11 protein-coding genes are annotated in these 15,341 nt (G+C 68.2%); 4 read left to right on the top strand and 7 right to left on the bottom strand.

All coding sequences use genetic code 11. The features are described from left to right. Window positions 1-110: 110 nt before the first annotated feature. From HUA74_RS44695 to HUA74_RS44685, 3 genes are all read right to left on the bottom strand, one after another. Window positions 111-842, bottom strand: coding sequence for a hypothetical protein (locus HUA74_RS44695; protein ID WP_174459475.1), 732 nt, complete (start codon window positions 840-842; stop codon window positions 111-113). Window positions 843-1,513: 671 nt separating this feature from the next. After that, entirely contained in the window at window positions 1,514-2,149 is a 636-nt protein-coding gene (locus tag HUA74_RS44690; RefSeq protein ID WP_174459474.1) for a LysE family translocator, read from the bottom strand. Between the two features lie 54 nt (window positions 2,150-2,203). Next, the gene (locus HUA74_RS44685; protein WP_254625557.1) at window positions 2,204-4,273 is read right to left on the bottom strand and encodes a lipoxygenase family protein; all 2,070 of its coding nucleotides are present in this window, start codon (window positions 4,271-4,273) and stop codon (window positions 2,204-2,206) included. Between the two features lie 214 nt (window positions 4,274-4,487). Between HUA74_RS44685 and HUA74_RS44680 the strand changes: the two genes are divergently transcribed. From HUA74_RS44680 to mxcH, 4 genes are all read left to right on the top strand, one after another. After that, complete coding sequence (locus HUA74_RS44680) at window positions 4,488-6,515, top strand: lipoxygenase family protein (protein ID WP_174459473.1); 2,028 nt, start codon at window positions 4,488-4,490, stop codon at window positions 6,513-6,515. Between the two features lie 20 nt (window positions 6,516-6,535). Further along, window positions 6,536-7,972, top strand: a complete 1,437-nt coding sequence (locus HUA74_RS44675) for a cytochrome P450 (protein ID WP_174459472.1) — start codon at window positions 6,536-6,538, stop codon at window positions 7,970-7,972. Further along, window positions 7,969-8,814, top strand: a complete 846-nt coding sequence (locus tag HUA74_RS44670; protein WP_174459471.1) for a fatty acid desaturase — start codon at window positions 7,969-7,971, stop codon at window positions 8,812-8,814. Before HUA74_RS44675 ends, HUA74_RS44670 begins: the two co-directional genes overlap by 4 nt. Window positions 8,815-8,983: 169 nt before the next feature. Then, window positions 8,984-11,506, top strand: a complete 2,523-nt coding sequence (mxcH, locus tag HUA74_RS44665; protein WP_174459470.1) for a TonB-dependent siderophore myxochelin receptor MxcH — start codon at window positions 8,984-8,986, stop codon at window positions 11,504-11,506. Between the two features lie 55 nt (window positions 11,507-11,561). On the opposite strand, the gene HUA74_RS44660 is transcribed toward mxcH, so the two are convergent. From HUA74_RS44660 to HUA74_RS44645, 4 genes are read right to left on the bottom strand one after another with little or no spacing between them, the layout of a single operon-like run. Beyond that, window positions 11,562-12,785, bottom strand: a complete 1,224-nt coding sequence (locus HUA74_RS44660; RefSeq protein ID WP_174459469.1) for an MxcI — start codon at window positions 12,783-12,785, stop codon at window positions 11,562-11,564. A gap of 35 nt (window positions 12,786-12,820) precedes the next feature. Continuing rightward, window positions 12,821-14,368, bottom strand: a complete 1,548-nt coding sequence (locus HUA74_RS44655) for a PepSY-associated TM helix domain-containing protein (protein WP_174459468.1) — start codon at window positions 14,366-14,368, stop codon at window positions 12,821-12,823. Beyond that, window positions 14,365-14,622 (bottom strand): hypothetical protein, encoded by a 258-nt coding sequence (locus HUA74_RS44650; protein ID WP_174459467.1) that lies wholly within the window; start codon window positions 14,620-14,622, stop codon window positions 14,365-14,367. The genes HUA74_RS44655 and HUA74_RS44650 overlap by 4 nt, the downstream gene beginning before the upstream one ends. Further along, entirely contained in the window at window positions 14,622-14,924 is a 303-nt protein-coding gene (locus tag HUA74_RS44645) for a hypothetical protein (RefSeq protein ID WP_174459466.1), read from the bottom strand. The genes HUA74_RS44650 and HUA74_RS44645 overlap by 1 nt, the downstream gene beginning before the upstream one ends. Between the last annotated feature and the right edge of the window lie 417 nt (window positions 14,925-15,341).

The following is a 15,341-nucleotide window of genomic DNA, read 5'->3' as shown; positions in this document are numbered from 1 at the left end:
ACGTCGGTTGGGACACTCCTACCTGCCGGGCCAGCGTCGAGGCATTCACCGCGCTCGGGCCCATCATCCGCTTCACCATCTGCGCCTTGAATGCGTCTGTGTACGGCACTTCAACCGCCTGCGCTCGCCCCCAGGGCGTCGTCAGCTCGGCGCGTCAGCCGAGGCGACATCTTCCCTGACACAGGGGGGTATAGCTCTTCTCTTACGACGTTTGTGGCCACCCACCAAATCGCATGAAGGGCTCGCCCCTGGTAGGGCTTGATGATGCCCTCGGCAATGGCCTGCCGGATGAAGTCCTGGGGCATGTGGCGCCAAGGCTCCTCGTCATAGAAGCCTTGCCGGTGCGGCTCCCGTTTCCAGTACTCAAGAAAAGCCATCCATTGAGCATCGTTGAAATGCCCAAAGGGCATCACATTACTCTCGAGGGCCCTCTTGAGCCGCGCATCCAGGATTGCCTCGGGCGGGATGAATGCGTACCAATCCAAAACCCAATCGGGCGCATCACGTCTCTTCCATAGGCTCAGTGGCGCTTCCGAGCCAAGCCAAGCGCGCCAGAGGGCGGCTGCAAAGTCCTCCCAACGGTCGCCTTTCTGCTCGACATAGGCACGCATAAGAGGCATGAACATCTCGTGCGAGCGGACATCGAAGTCGCTCCAGGCAAGAGCACCACTCTTAGCGGTCTCCGCCAGATAGTCTGGCATCTGAAGATCATGAGCGAACGCCTCATGATGCGGCACTGGCCCCACTGTCCACATCAGTTCCCCGTAAAGTTCGAACACAAAAAGACGCGCCTGGTCCTCAATCCGCTCATCACAGACAACCTCCTGAACAAGGGTCAACACGCGTTCCTGAAGAGAAGCCTCGCCGCCCCCACACCAAGGATTTAGCAATGGGTGGTCCACTCCCATAGATGGCTCTCTCTGTCTGGACAAAACATGTGCTGCGAGCAACCAAGCCCCAGGCTTCAACATCGGGTGCCAAGCATCCTGACCATACCCCAGCCGTGGTAGCCCTCTGTGTCAGGGAAGTTGTCGCCCCGGCAGTGCACGCACTCACCGGGGTTGCTCCACTCGCGTGAGCGCTCTGCGATATTTCCAAGCCGGAACAATCAAGCCCTGTCAACGACGATGGATATGCGCCGAGTGACCGAGAAGGGACGCTGACGGGAGCCACTTGGTCTGTGCCCCAAAGCTGATAGGCATCGAACGGACTCTCGCCGAGCCAAGCTGCTCTCCCATCAGGGCATGGTGCGGGAGGTTGGCGGGCAACCGCTCCTGTGCAGGCTATTGAAGAATTGCGACGAGGAGATCGACCATTCGCCCTCGGTCATCGGAAGGGAATCGCATCAGGGGTTGCGATGCGTGGAACGCCGAAGCAGCGCGCGACGAGGTTTAGACCAAGGACGTCCGAAGAGCGGAGGCGGAGGAGCCCCGCCGCGCCGTGTGAAGGCTCCGGAGGACGCGGGACAGGAAGAACACCGCATGCTCTTTCCATACCAGGAGGCCGCGCGCCGCTACCCAGAGACCAGCAGCTTGACTCCGTAGGCCACCAGCACCAGCCCGAGCAGCCGGCGGATGAGGGACTCGTGCTGGGAATACATGCGCCGGAAGTGCCCGGTGGACAGCCCCCAGGCCAGCAGCCCGTACCAAGTCATCGCGAGACACACGATGCCCGCAGCCGCGGCCACGCGCACCCACAGGGGAATGCCTGGCACCACCGTGGGCGCGAGGATGCTCAGATAGAACGGCAGCGTGTTCGGATTGGACAGACTGGCCAACAGGCCACTGCGAAACGGCCGTTCGCCTTCCGTTGTCGATGCGCGCGCCTCGGGAGCCTCGGAAGAGACACGTGACGCCGTGCCGGCCACTCGCAGTCCCTTCACGCCCAGATAGAGCAGGAACAGTCCGCCCGCGTAGCGAACGACGCGTATCGCATCGGCGTGTCGCTGCATGAGCACGGCGGCGCCGCCCAGGATGACGCAGAGCCATGCCGCGTTCCCCAGTGCAATCCCCAGCACGGCGGTGATGGAATGCCGGCGCGAAGCGGACAGCGCCAGCCGTGTGACGATGAAGGTGTTCGGCCCGGGCGTGATGACCGCGAGCAGATACAGGCCATAGATGGAAACGAGCAGGGGAACGGGCGGAGTCATGGCGACGGGCCCACATATATTCCCCGGAGTTCTCCGGCACCACCTGAGCGGCGGTTAGATGTTGATGCGCGAGCTGACCGTGCGGACATCCAGGCCCAGCGCGGCGAACTCGGCGGCGTGTGCACGCAGCAGCTCCACGAACCGGGGGTGCACGTCGGACTCCTCGTTCGCCAGGAGGAAGCCGTAGTTCGTCTTGGACAACATCCACGAAATCCACAGCATCTCCGTGGCCTCCTCCGGCGAGGGCGCGACGTCCAGGTCCGCCTCCGTCGACAGCACCCCGCCCTTTCCCCACCGCAATCCCAGACACGCGTACAACACCTCGCCCGCGTCGTCCCACTGAAGATTGTTGGCCCACGCGTGACGGAAGGTCGCGAAGTAGATGACATAGCGACACAGGCGCTTGAGCGCCTCAACCTCCCCAGGCTGGGGGACGTCTGTCCATGTCACGGCGCTGACGGCCTTCGGCGTGGGCTCCACGGTCTTCGCGTCCAGGTCCATGCGCTCGGAGCGCACGAACCACGGCGCGGCCTTGCCCGGCACCGTCGCTCGGAGATAGCGACACACGAAGGCCGGCGCGGAGTGCGCCACCAGGTCGTCCGAGAAGCGCCGAACCTCGCGCCACTCGGCCTCCACCGCCGCGCCGTGCTCCGCGAAGAACGCGTCCACGTGCTCACCCAACAGCTTCCAGAACAACCCCGCCGCGCGCGCGTAGCGGTGTCCCTCGCAGATGGGCGGCGCGGGCTCGAAGCCCTTCCAGTCGTAGCTTCCCATCAGGTGCAAGAGGCGCGACTCCACCGCCCGCTCCACCAGCGCGCTCGCACGCGTGATGTAGCCCGTGGACCCGACGAGAAACCCGTCGGCGGAGCGATTGATGAGCACCACTTCGCGCAGGTGCGGCATGAGCAACCACCGCAGCGGGCTGCGCCGCAGGTTGCGATGCGCGGCGATGGCGTACTGCTCGACGTTGAAGTGACACTGCCCCAGGTGATTGCCCAGCTCCGTGTCCAGCGTCGCGCTCACCCGCGCCATCCGCTTCGCCGCCTCCCAGCCCGCCCCGTCCGCGGGCGTGTAGCTCCGCCGCGTCACCGGTGAGCCCGGAGCCGTCGCGCCCGGCTCGCGCATGCCCAGGATGATGCGCACCGGCAACAGCCGCTCCTCCACCAACCGCAGCCGCACGTCCACGTCCGGCAGACAGTGCACGCCGTCCTGCTCGTACGCGTTCCACGGGTAGTAGAGCCGGAACGCCTTCGCGTCTCCCGGCACCTCCGGATCCCTGTCGAGGATGCTGGAGAACATGCCGTTGAGCAGCCGCTCTCCAAAGAACGCATCCGTGCGCGTGGAGCCCGGCGACTCGCGCTCCATCCGCACCGTCAGCGCCTCCGGATAGTCCGCCTGAATCTTCTCCAGCGCGGGAGCCTGTCCCAGCTTCCCCTGGAGCAGGTGCCCTCGCTTGATGAGTTCCACGGGCGCCACGGCCTTCAACATCGCAATCGCACGGCCCGGCGCATAGGCCGTGGGCGCTGTCCCCTCCTCCGTCACGAGCAGGCGGGCGAGCGGCGTCGTCGAATCGTATTCCCAGTACGGCAGCCGCAACGTGCCGAAGTCGAAGTGGAGGCCCCCGTGGTCATCCGGCCCCTGCTCGGAGCCGATGCGCCGCCACGTCTCCACCACCTGCCCATCCGGACGGAACGTGTGCTGCGGCTCGAAGAAGCGGACCTCCAAATCGGGCAGGTCTCCCACGCCCGCGTCCTCGGGGTCGTAGCGGACCGAAAACCCACCGTCCGGGTCCGTGAAACCCTCCCCCAGAAAGTCATCCGGCGCGCCGAAGTCCCGGTCCCACAGCTCCACCTTGACGTGATGCAAGGGTATGGGGCCGTCCGGCCCGTCCTGCTCGAAAACCAGACGTCCCACCGCCACCGCGGGCAACGTGGAGGTGTCCCGCACGGTGCGGCCCGCACGGACCCGAGGTGCGAGCTGACGACTGACCTCCAGCCGCTCCTCCAGCTTCAGCCCCGAGTACCACCGCGCCAGCTCCTCCGCGTCCAACACTTCGTTCGGGTCGCTCTCGTGTCCCCTGAACCCGAGAGAGCCCACCCACCGGCGCAGCGCCGCGAACATCATCCCCGTCCCCTGCCCCAGGCCGCGAGCCCACCAGTGCCACCGTCTGTCATCAGCCCCACTTCCACGGGTGTCCCTCACTCATGACAGGGCCACTGGAACCTTCGCGAATTCCGTGCGCTGAGCGACGCCTGCCTCATTCCGTGGGGAGGGTAGCATGGCTTGCAGCTCTCGCTTTCCCCGTCCTACGGTCTGCCCCCGTTCCGTAGAGGGTTCCATGACTGTCGAGTACAAGCTCAAGATTCGCACGAGCGCGAAGCTGGGCGCGGGCACGAACGCAGACATTTCCGTCACCCTGGTGGGCACGCATGGGGAGAGCGGCCCGCACGCGCTGAACAAGCGATTCCACGATGACTTCGAGGCGGGCGCGGAGGATGTCTACTCCGTCCAGGCCACGGACCTGGGCGAGCTGGTGCTGCTGCGCTTCACCAACACCGGAGGCGTCGCGGCGGACTGGCTGCTGGACCAGGCCCACGTCACCGCGGAGGGGAGGCAGTGGCGCTTTCCCTTCTTCCGGTGGGTGCGGGGTGGCGCCACGGTGGACGTGCTCGAAGGCACCGCGAAGCTCGCGCGACAGGCGAGCCACGCACGAGAAGCGACGGCGCGACACGAGCTGCTCGAGCACCGTCGGCGGATGTATCCCTGGCGTTCCGCCGAGGCCACCGCGGGACTTCCTGGCGCGCTCGACTTGAGTGAGACGCGGCCGTTGCCCAAGGACGAGCTGTACCGGGGACTCACGGAGGGAAGCTACGAGGTCGTCATCGCCAAGACGCTGGCGTCCATCAAGCTGCACCTGCCCATGTTGACCAACGCGTGGAACGGGCTGGTGGACATCTTCGACTTCTTCAAGGGGCTGGAAGTGCCCCAGCTCGTCCCCAGGTGGAAGGACGACTACGAGTTCGCGCGGCAGGCCGTCCAGGGCATCAACCCGATGCACATCACCCTCGTCCCCAACGTGCCCCAGGACATGCCGCTGACGGATGAGGACCTGCGCGGCCTCTTGTCCCCCGGCACCACGCTGGCGCGCGCTCTCGACGCCAGACGCATCTTCCTGCTCGACTTCGAAATCCTCGACGACATCCCCATGTACCGGAAGGTCAACGAGGAGGGCGTCGAGGAGCGGAGGTGGGCTCCGGCGTCCCGCTGCCTGCTGTACCTGGACGACTCCCGCCAGCTGCGCCCCATCGCCATCCAACTGGGCCGCGACGCGCGGAAGGACCCCGTCTTCACCCCGAACGACGGCGAGTACGACTGGCTCGCGGCGAAAATCTACGTCCGCTGCAGCGAGGGCAACACGCACCAGATGGTGAGCCACGCGCTGCGCACCCACTTCGTGGCGGAGCCCTTCGTCATGGTGACGATGCGCAACCTGCCGGACCCGCACCCCGTCTACAAGCTGCTGCGCCGGCACTTCCGGTACACGCTCGCCATCAACGAGGGAGCACGCAAGGGCCTGCTCGCCGAGGGCGGGGTGTTCGATGACTTCATCGCCACCGGCGGCCCGGAGAAGGGCCACCTCCAACTGGGCAAGAAGGGGTACCAGCGCTGGAAGCTCTCCGACAACAGGCCCCGGCAGGACTTCGAGCGCCGAGGCGTGCTGTCCCCTGACGTCCTGCCCAGCTACCCCTACCGCGACGACGCCCTCCCCTTGTGGGATGCTTTCGAGGAATACGTCGGCGGCGTGCTCAGGCACTTCTACCGGACCGACGCCGACCTCGAGGGCGACACCGAGATGCAACAGTGGTGGAAGGACCTCACCGAGCACGGACTGCCCGTGGACAAGCTGCCCTGCCAGGAGCTGCGCCGCGTGGACGACCTGGTCGACATGCTCACCACCGTCATCTTCACGGTCAGCGTCCAGCACACCGCGGTCAACTACCTGCAATACGAGCACTACGCCTTCGTACCCAACGCGCCGCTGTGCATGCGTCAGGAGCCGCCCCGTCAGAAAGGCGTCCTGCGCGCGGAAGACATCGCCGCCATGATTCCCAGCAAGTCCCAGACACTCTGGCAGGTCGCCATCGGCCGGGCGCTCTCCAGCTTCGGGGAAGACGAGGAGTACCTACTGCACGAGTTCGGCTGGCGCGAGGAGTACTTCCACGAGCCCGAGCTGTTGGCCATCCGCGAGCGCTTCCATCAGCGCCTGCGAGAGCAACTGGCGGCGGTGAAGGCGCGCAACGCGCGCGTCGCCGTGCCCTACACCGTCCTGCAGCCCGACAAGATTCCCTGCGGCATCACCGTCTGAGCAGCACCGGAGGCTCCCTCGTGCCGAACCTGCTCTCTCGCGGCCTGTTCAACCTGTTCTTCCGCGCCCGGCGCAAGCCGCTCGCCAGCCTCCCGGGGCCAACGCCGGGCCTGCTGGGCAACCTGGGGGACTTCCTGGGCGTGCAGCCGTGGGAGACGTGCGCTCGCTATGCGCGCGCCTACGGGCCCGTCACCGTCGCGTGGCTGGGGCCCTCCCCCGCGCTGGTGCTCAACGGCCCCGCCATCATCCGCGAGGTGCTGGAGACGCGCAGGCTGGAGTTCGAGAAGGGCAACATCGGCGAGCAGATCCGCCACTCCGCCACGGACGACACGCCGTTCATCGCGCAGCAGGGTGAGGACTGGAAGCGCAAGCACGGGATGGACCCGCTGGCGCAGCCGTGGACGGCGGCGTGGCAGGCGGCCCAGGTGGAGCCGATGCGGGCGGCCATCGCCGAGTCGGTGGAGGCGGTGCGCCACCAGCCGTCGCTCGACCTGACGCCCATGCTGCGCCAGTTGACGTTCGATGCGTTCTGCGTGGCCACGGTGGGAGAGAAGCTCCCCACGTCCGCGTATGACGACTTCATGCTGCTGGCCGCCGCGGCGGATGCACGCATCCAGGCGAAGCTGCCCCTGAGGTTCGTCTCGGTCCCCAAGGGCTTCGCCGCGGCGAAGGAGCGCTTCTACGGGCTGTTCGCGGACAGAATCCGCGCGGCACGACAGGCACCGGCCGCGCACCGGGTGGATTTGATGTCGTGGACGCTGCGGGAGATGCCGGAGCTGGATGACCAGGTGCACGCGAACCTGCTCGGCTCGTTCTTCTTCGGCGGCGTCTTCTCCTCCAGCACCACGCTCGTCGGAGCCTTCCACCAGCTCCAGAAGCACCCCGCCGCCGAGGAGCGACTGGCGCTCGAGTCCGCGCTGCTGGCGGAAGAACCGCTGAACCACGAGCGGCTCGGCGGGGCGCCCTGGGGCGAGGCCGTCGCCTACGAGGCCCTGCGCATCCTCCCCGCCGTCCGCGTCCTCATGCGCCGCTCACCGTCCACCGAGACGCGGCTGGCGGGCGTCATGCTGCCGCCGGAGACGACGCTGATGATCTCCAACCAGCACCTGCACCGGGACGCGACGCACTGGACGAGCCCGGAGACGTTCGACCCGGAGCGCTGGCTGAACGGCGGCGCGGCGAACGACCCGCTGGGCAGCGACTACTTCTTCCCGTTCGGCCGGGGCCCTCGTGCCTGTGTGGCCGGAGACTTCGCGATGGTGTTCCTGCGCACGGCGCTGGCGACCATCAGCGCCCGGGTGCGCGTCCACGTCGATTCGACGGAGCCCTTCGAGGAGGGTTTCTTCTTCGGCGTGGTGCTTCCCAAGGGCGTCACCGGAAAGCTTGTCCCGCGCGAGCGGCAAACCCTCTACCCTCCCCTGGGAGCCCGTCCCACCCCCGCTGTGGAAACCGCATGACATTGTTCCGACACCCCAGAGACCGCATCCCCGTCCTGCTGTTCGCCACGGTGTTCGCCCTGGACCTGACGGTCTACTTCACGGCGAGAAGCTGGTGGCTCCCCCTCCTGTGGCTCGCCCTCTGGGTGATTCCCAAGGGGTGGATCAGCGCCTGGAACCACCACCACCAGCACGTGCCCATGTTCCGCCACGCGCTGCCCAACCGGCTGCTGGAGGTCGTCTTCGGCTTCCAGACGGGCGTGACGTCCCACGCGTGGTTCCTGCACCACGTGGTCGGCCACCACCGCAACTACCTGGACCAGGAGAAGGACGAGGCCCGCTGGAAGCGCGCGGACGGGTCCACCATGGGCGAGGCCGAGTTCTCCGTCATCAACACGCTGCTGGCCTATCCCCGGGCCTACGCCGTGGGACGCGCGCAGCCGAAGGCCCAGCGCATCTTCCTGGCCATGGGCGCGCTCCAGGTGGCGCTGCTCGGCGTGCTGTTCTGGCACAACTGGTACAACGCCCTCTTCGTGTTCCTGCTCCCCATGGTGGCGTCGCTCTACGTCACCGTCTGGGCCACCTACTTCCACCACGTGGGGCTGGAGGCGACGGAGCACACCCAGGCCTCGTACAACATCGTTCACCGGGGCTACAACCTCATGACTGGCAACCTGGGCTTCCACACCGCCCACCATGCGAAGCATGGCGTGCACTGGTCCCAGCTCCCGGAGCTGCACGCGCAGTTGGCCAAGGACATCCCCAACACCCTCTACCGGCAGCCGGGCATCCCCTTCGTGTGGTCCAACCCGGAAGCGAAGATTGAACCGGGTGAGACGGAGCTGGGCGCCATCGTCCAGTGAGCGGCTTCGTCCCTCACCGCGAGCCCATATGGCCCGGGCTCGCGGGCGAGGGAGCAGCCCCCGGACAGGCGGAGGGCCGCGCGCCTTGACCGCCCCACCGCAATCCCCGATATCCCCCGGGGCGCGCAATTGATATTGCGTCGCAAAACCAAGTAGTCCGGGATTGCGGATGTTCTCACCGGTCACCTCCCTCGCGCTGCTCCTCTCGGTGGCCTCCCCGGCCCCGTCCACGCCGTCTCCCTCCCAGGAGCAGGCTCCGGCTACAGCCACGGCGGAGGCTCCTCCGAGCGATGAGGTCCAGGTGCCTCGGCGCCTCGACAGCGTCGCGGTCCCCTATCCCGAAGCCGAGCAGGCGGCCGGCCGCGAGGGTGAGGTCGTCCTCCGGCTCACGCTCGACGAGCAGGGCAGCGTGACGGACTCGGAGGTCGTCCGCTCCGCGGGCGCGGCCTTCGACGAAGCGGTGCGGACCGCCAGCCTGTCCTTCAAGTTCGAGCCGGCGCGCGTCCGCGGCGAGGCCGTGGCGTGCCAGATTGAACTGGCCCACACCTTCAAGCTCGACGCGCCTCCCCCGCCCGTCCCCCAGCAGCCCGGCTCCGAGCCCACGGCGACGCAACCCACCACCGAGGCCACGCCACCGGTCCCCGAGGAGAAGAAGCTGGAGACCACCGTCTCCGCGCGCTCGGACTCGGAAGAGCGACGCCAGTCCGCCGAGGCCGTGAGAGTCGTGAGCATCCAGCGCGCACGCTCCCGCTCCGGAGACCTGGGCCAGGTGCTCGCCTCGCAGGAAGGCGTGGAGGTGCGGCGCACGGGAGGGCTCGGCAGCACCGCGCTGTTCGCGCTCAACGGCCTCACCGACGACCAGATTCGTTTCTTCCTGGACGGCGTGCCGCTGGACCTCTCGGGTTATCCCTTCGGCATCGCCAACGTGCCCGTCAACCTGGTGGACTCCATCCAGCTCTACCGGGGCGTGGTGCCGGTGCGCTACGGCGCGGACGCGCTCGGTGGCGCCGTCAACCTCGTCTCCTCGCCCCAGGAGGTCGGCGCGCATGGCGCCGTGTCCCTCCAGGGTGGAGCCTTCGGCACCTTCCGCCTCACGCTCGGCGGTGGCTACAGGCCCGCGGAGGAGGGCTTCTACTCACGGGCCCACTTCTTCGCCGACACCACGAACAACGACTACTCCGTCGACGTCGAGGCCGCGGACGACCGGGGCTCCATCCGTCCCGTCACCGTCAAGCGCTTCCACGACGGCTACGACGCGCTCGGCGGAGGTGTCGAGGCGGGCTACACCGGCCTGTCCTGGGCGGACCGCATCGTCGTTCGCGCGTTCGGCGCCCGGCACGACAAGGAGCTGCAGCACAATCTGGTGATGTCGGGCGCGCCCTATGGCGAGGCCCGCTACGACTCCGACACGCTGGGCGCGCAGCTGCTCTACGCGAAGACGCTGTCGCCGAGCGCCCGCCTGGATGTGCTGGCCGGCTACGCGTGGCAGGCCACCAAGCTCGTCGACGTGGGCGAGTGGGTCTACGACTGGTTCGGCAACCGCGTGAATCCGCGCGAGGTGGCGGGCGAGCTGGGCGAAAACCCCATCGACCAGACCATCTGGCAGAGCTCCGTCTACGGCCGCGTCAACGTGGGCTGGGACGTGGCGAAGCATCAGACGCTGCGGCTCGCCTTCGCGCCGACGCTGATGGTGCGCACGGGTGAGGAGCGTCGCAGGGCCAGCCCCAGCGACCCGGACAGGCTCGCCGCGGAGCGCTCCCAGCTCACCTTCGTCACCGGCCTCGAGTACGAGGTCGACCTGCTCGACGACGCGCTGGAGGTCATCCTCTTCGGCAAGGACTACGTCTACGTGGGCAAGGCCGAGCAGCCGCTGGCGACAGGGGGATGGCGGAAGAAGGACCGCGAGCTGCATCGGCTCGGAGGCGGCGCCGCGCTGCGGCTCCGGCTGGGCTCGCCGCTCTATCTCAAGGCCAGCTACGAGCGCGCCACGCGCCTGCCGCGTCCCGACGAGGTCTTCGGCAACGGCGTGCTCGTCCAGGAGAACCTCGACCTGGAGCCGGAGCACAGCCACAACCTGAACCTGGGCCTCGCCTCCGTGCCGCTGCGCACGAAGCTGGGCAGCTTCCGGGGTGAGCTCAACGGCTTCGCCCGCTTCGCGGACAACCTCATCCTGCTCACGGGGAGAGACCGCGAGTGGAGCTACCAGAACGTGTACGCGGCCCGGATTCTCGGCGTCGAGGGCTCGGCGGGGTGGAGTTCACCGGGCGGGCTCTTCAGCCTGGATGCCAACGCCACGGTGCAGAACCCGCGCAACGTCTCCGGCCAGGGCACCTTCGGGGCCTTCGAGGGACGCCGCCTGCCGAATCGTCCGTGGCTCTTCGCCAACGCCACGGCCCGGGTGTCCCTGCGAGGGCTGGCGTTGGCAGAGGACGAGCTGTCCCCGTTCTGGAGCACGCGCTACGTGAATGGCTTCTTCCGCAACTGGGAGGGCCTGGGCACGGTGGAGTCGAAGGACACGGTCGACACCCAGTTCGTGCAGGCGGCGGGAATCGGCTACCGCGTCCGGCGGGGCAAGCTCACCGCGGGACTCACCGCCGAGTTGGAGAACGTCACCGACGCCCGCGTCTTCGACTTCTTCGGCGTCGAGCGGCCCGGCCGCGCGGCCTGGCTCAAGGGCACGCTCGAGTACTGATTGACGAGGGACGACGCGCCCGGCCTCGACGAAGGCCAGGCGCGTCAGGCACGGCTCAGCGCACCTTCACGAACTGGTACGCCCAGCCCAACGTCTCGAAGCGCTTGACCGCGGCGCCGCTGGTGCCCAGCTCCCAGACGGCCGTCTTGCTGTAGTCGGCCGTGGGCAGCAGCAGGAAGGTCCGCTGGTCGAGCGTGAAGGCGTAGTAGCCGCCCGCGATGAAGTCGAGCCCCTCGACGGGCGCCGCCGTGCCCGCCGTCAGATTGACCTGCCACAGCTTCCAGTGCAGGCCGCCGGTGATGTCCGTGGGCTTGGTGTTCGCGTCGATGGTCAGGTTCTCCTTGTAGAAGACCGCGACCACGCCGACGCCGTTGCCCAGGTAGCGGAACGCCGCCGTCTCCCGGTTGCCCACCAGCGAGGACAGCGAGCGGGTGAAGGCGGTGTCAATCTCCTGCGAGCCCGCCTTGATGCGCACCAGGCACGTGGGGGGCGCGCCCTCCTTGAGGACGGGCGCCGCGGAGCTGAACACCCAGTTGGAGAAGTAGATGTTTCCAGCCTCGTCCTGCGTCGCCACGTCGAGCCCGGGGCACGGCGCGTCCAGCAGCTTCACCAGGCTGTCATCCGCCTTCGAGTAGATGGCGATCTGCGAGGTGGGCAGGAAGTCGAAGTAGTCACCATCCGTCCAGTAGAACGCCTGGAACGCATAGTCCCCCCGCACCACGCGGCCGCGGTCATAGCTCGTCTTCACCACCAGGTCCTCGCGCTCGCGGACCAGGCCCGGCGCTTCGACGGGGCCGGAGATCTCCATCGTCGAGGGATTCCAGAGGATGCGCTTGGACTCCTCCAGCGACATGTACGCGGTGGTCGAGTCCACGAACTGGTTGAAGTAGAGCGGCGAGGTGGCGAGGCCGTAGTTGGCGAAGCTGATGCGCCCCGCTTCCTCCAGCGAGCCGTCATCGCGCACCGTGTAGCGAGACACCTCGGGCTTCTCGCCCGCGCCAACGAAGAGCATCCCGTCGACGGCGCCAATCGTCGCGAAGCCGGAGTGCTCGCGGGCCTTCGTCAAATCCAGCGCGGTGACGTCCAGCGAGTTGAAGACGCTCACGTACGTGGCGCTGCCGGCCTGTGAGAAGACCGACGTGGCCAGGCTGTAGACGGGGTCCTTCGTCTCGACCGGGGGCTTCGTCTTCTCGTCATCGTCCCCGCATCCCACGAGGGTGGTGGTGAGCAGGAGGGTGGTGGCGGCGGATGCCGTGGCGAGACGGCGGAGGGTGCTCATGATGAACTCCGTTGAGGGGGGTGAGGCGTGGAGGGTCAGGTCGGCACGGAGGCGGGGGCCTCCGGCTCGACGGAGGAGGAGGAAGCCACGGGCGTGGGCCGCTGGAGGCGACGGACGCCGCGCGCCGCGCCAGCGAGGAGGAGCGCCACCGCCACGAGGCCCAGCTCGGTCACCAGGACGTGCGAGGAGCCGGAGGCGAGCGGCCACCGCCCCGTCCTCGCCGCGTCGATGAGCGGGACGACGACGAGCAGTACGCTGGCGCCCAGGAGCAGGCGGCGCGCATACCGCGCGGGCTCGCTGTCGACGAAGGCGCCGACGACTCCGAGCGCCCACGCCGAGAGGAAGGCGGCGTGCTCCCAGCCCGGACGGGCGGCCAGCTCCGAGGGGAGCACCTGATTGGCCAGGAACAGGCTCGCGACCGCCAGCGCGAGTCCCGCGCAGACCCCGGAGGTCAGCTTCGCGAGCACCCGGTCGAACCGGCTGGACGCCTTCGCGCGCCGCCGCTCCAACCAGAGCAGGTTGCCCGCGAGGATGCCGAACGCGCAGACGAAGGACAGCAGGGCGTAGAGCACCTTGGCGGGGAGGCTGGCCCAGGTGGCGAAGTGCAGCCCATACAGCGGGTCCATCACCCGCGAGTAGAGCGTCCCGCCTCCCGTGTCGCGGGCCCACACCAGCTCCCCCGTCCGCGAGACACGCACGTGGGTGAAGGCGTGGAGCGTGCCCTCGCGCTCGCCCGGAAGGTGGACGAGGCCGTGCTCGTCACCGAGGTTGTCGAAGAAGAACCAGTGATGCGACGACGCGGGGAAGCGCTGCTTCGCCAGCGCGAGCGCATGGGCCAGGTCGGGCGCACCCGCGGGCCTGCCCGACGCAGCGGGAGGAGAGGGCCAGTCCACGGCGCGCTCCTTCACCTGGAGGTCGCCCTTCATCGATGTCTTCACCACGGCGGGCTCGAACCAGTCGTCGAACCAGAGAATCCCGCCCGTGAGTCCGAAGACGAGCAGGAACGGCGCGCTGATGACGCCAATCACCTTGTGCGTGTCGGACCAGAACACCCGCCGCGACGAGCCTGGACGGAACTGGACCAGCTCGCGCAGCATCCGGCCCAGTTGGAGCAGCAGCCCCGTGCCCACCAGCAGGACGAGCACCGCCGAGGCGAGCCCCGACAGGTGCCTTCCTCCCGGCAGCGGCTCCAGGAAGTGCATCGCGTTGAGGTACTCCCCCAGGTCGCTGCGCTCCCCGAGCTGACGGCCAGAGACAGGGTCCAACCAGAGCGGATGGATGGCGCCGTCGGTCATCCGCCACAGGCGCAGCCACGGCTCCTCTTCGGTGGGCAGGGAGATGCCGAACCAGACCGGGCGCGACGCGGCCTCCGTGTCCGCGAGCCTTTGCGCGAGCGCGACGGCCTGAGCTTCCGGCACGGCGATGGGCGCGCGGAACGTGGGCTCCTGCCAGGGCGACAGCTCCTCCGCGAAGAGCGCGAAGGCCCCCAGGAAGAACGTCACGAAGAGGACCAGGGACGAGAGCACGCCGGCCCACGCGTGGGCATCCCAGAGAATTTCGTACGCGCGGGAAGAGAGCTTCACGCGAGCACCAGGACGACGGCCGCCACGGCGGCCACGAGCGCGGAGGCCACCCACGCGCGCACGGCGCTGCGCGCGAGCAAGGCCAGACACGCGGCGGTGGCGACGGCGGGCAGCACCGCGAGCAGCGCGATGAGCAGCCGGACGTCCGCGGACACGGGCAGCACCGCGGGGACGGCCAGGCTCGCGAGCACCGCGGCCCCGGGAGCCCCCGTGACAGCGGCGGCGATGCGACCGGCACCATGCTGGTGGGCCATCAGACGGCTCCCGACCACAGCCACGCGAGCCCCAGGGCCCCCACCGGCCACACGTACCGCGTGGCGCGAGGCCACAGCGGGGCCGCCAGCGCGAGCACCGGAGCCACCAGCATCGCGAGGACAAGCGCGCAGGTCAGCCCCACGGCGAGCCCCTGGGCCTTCACCGCGAAGCCCACGGCGGCCATGAGGCAGCAGCCCCCCAGCCCCCTCACCCAGACTCGATGACGGGCCAGCACCGGAGGAAGCGCGACGCCACGAAGCACGGCGAGGCCCAGCACCATCAGCAGGGTCGATGTCGCCATGTCCTCCTCACGGGCCGCCCAGTTGAGAATGATTCGCAATTGCGAATCGCGGGCAGTTCAACCGCACCCATGAGGGGATGTCAAGGCGAGCCACGAGGCTCACCCTGGGAGTCACCTTCAATACGAGGAGCACCGGTTTTCAGTGCCTGGATTCAAACCCAGACACCTGAAATCCGAGACTTGAGGGAGAGGGCAAGAGGGCAAGCGTCCGAAGACCCCCTGCCCTCTGCCCCCTGTGTCAGGGAAGATGTCGCCTCGGCTGACGCGCCGAGCTGACGACGCCCTGGGGGCGAGCGCAGGCGGTTGAAGTGCCGTACACAGACGCATTCAAGGCGCAGATGGTGAAGCGGATGATGGGCCCGAGCGCGGTGAATGCCTCGACGCTGGCCCGGCAGGTAGGAGTGTCCCAACCGACGT

Source organism: Myxococcus sp. CA051A (genome assembly GCF_013336705.1).
Lineage (GTDB): Bacteria > Myxococcota > Myxococcia > Myxococcales > Myxococcaceae > Myxococcus > Myxococcus llanfairpwllgwyngyllgogerychwyrndrobwllllantysiliogogogochensis.
This window is presented reverse-complemented; position numbering and strand designations above follow the sequence as displayed.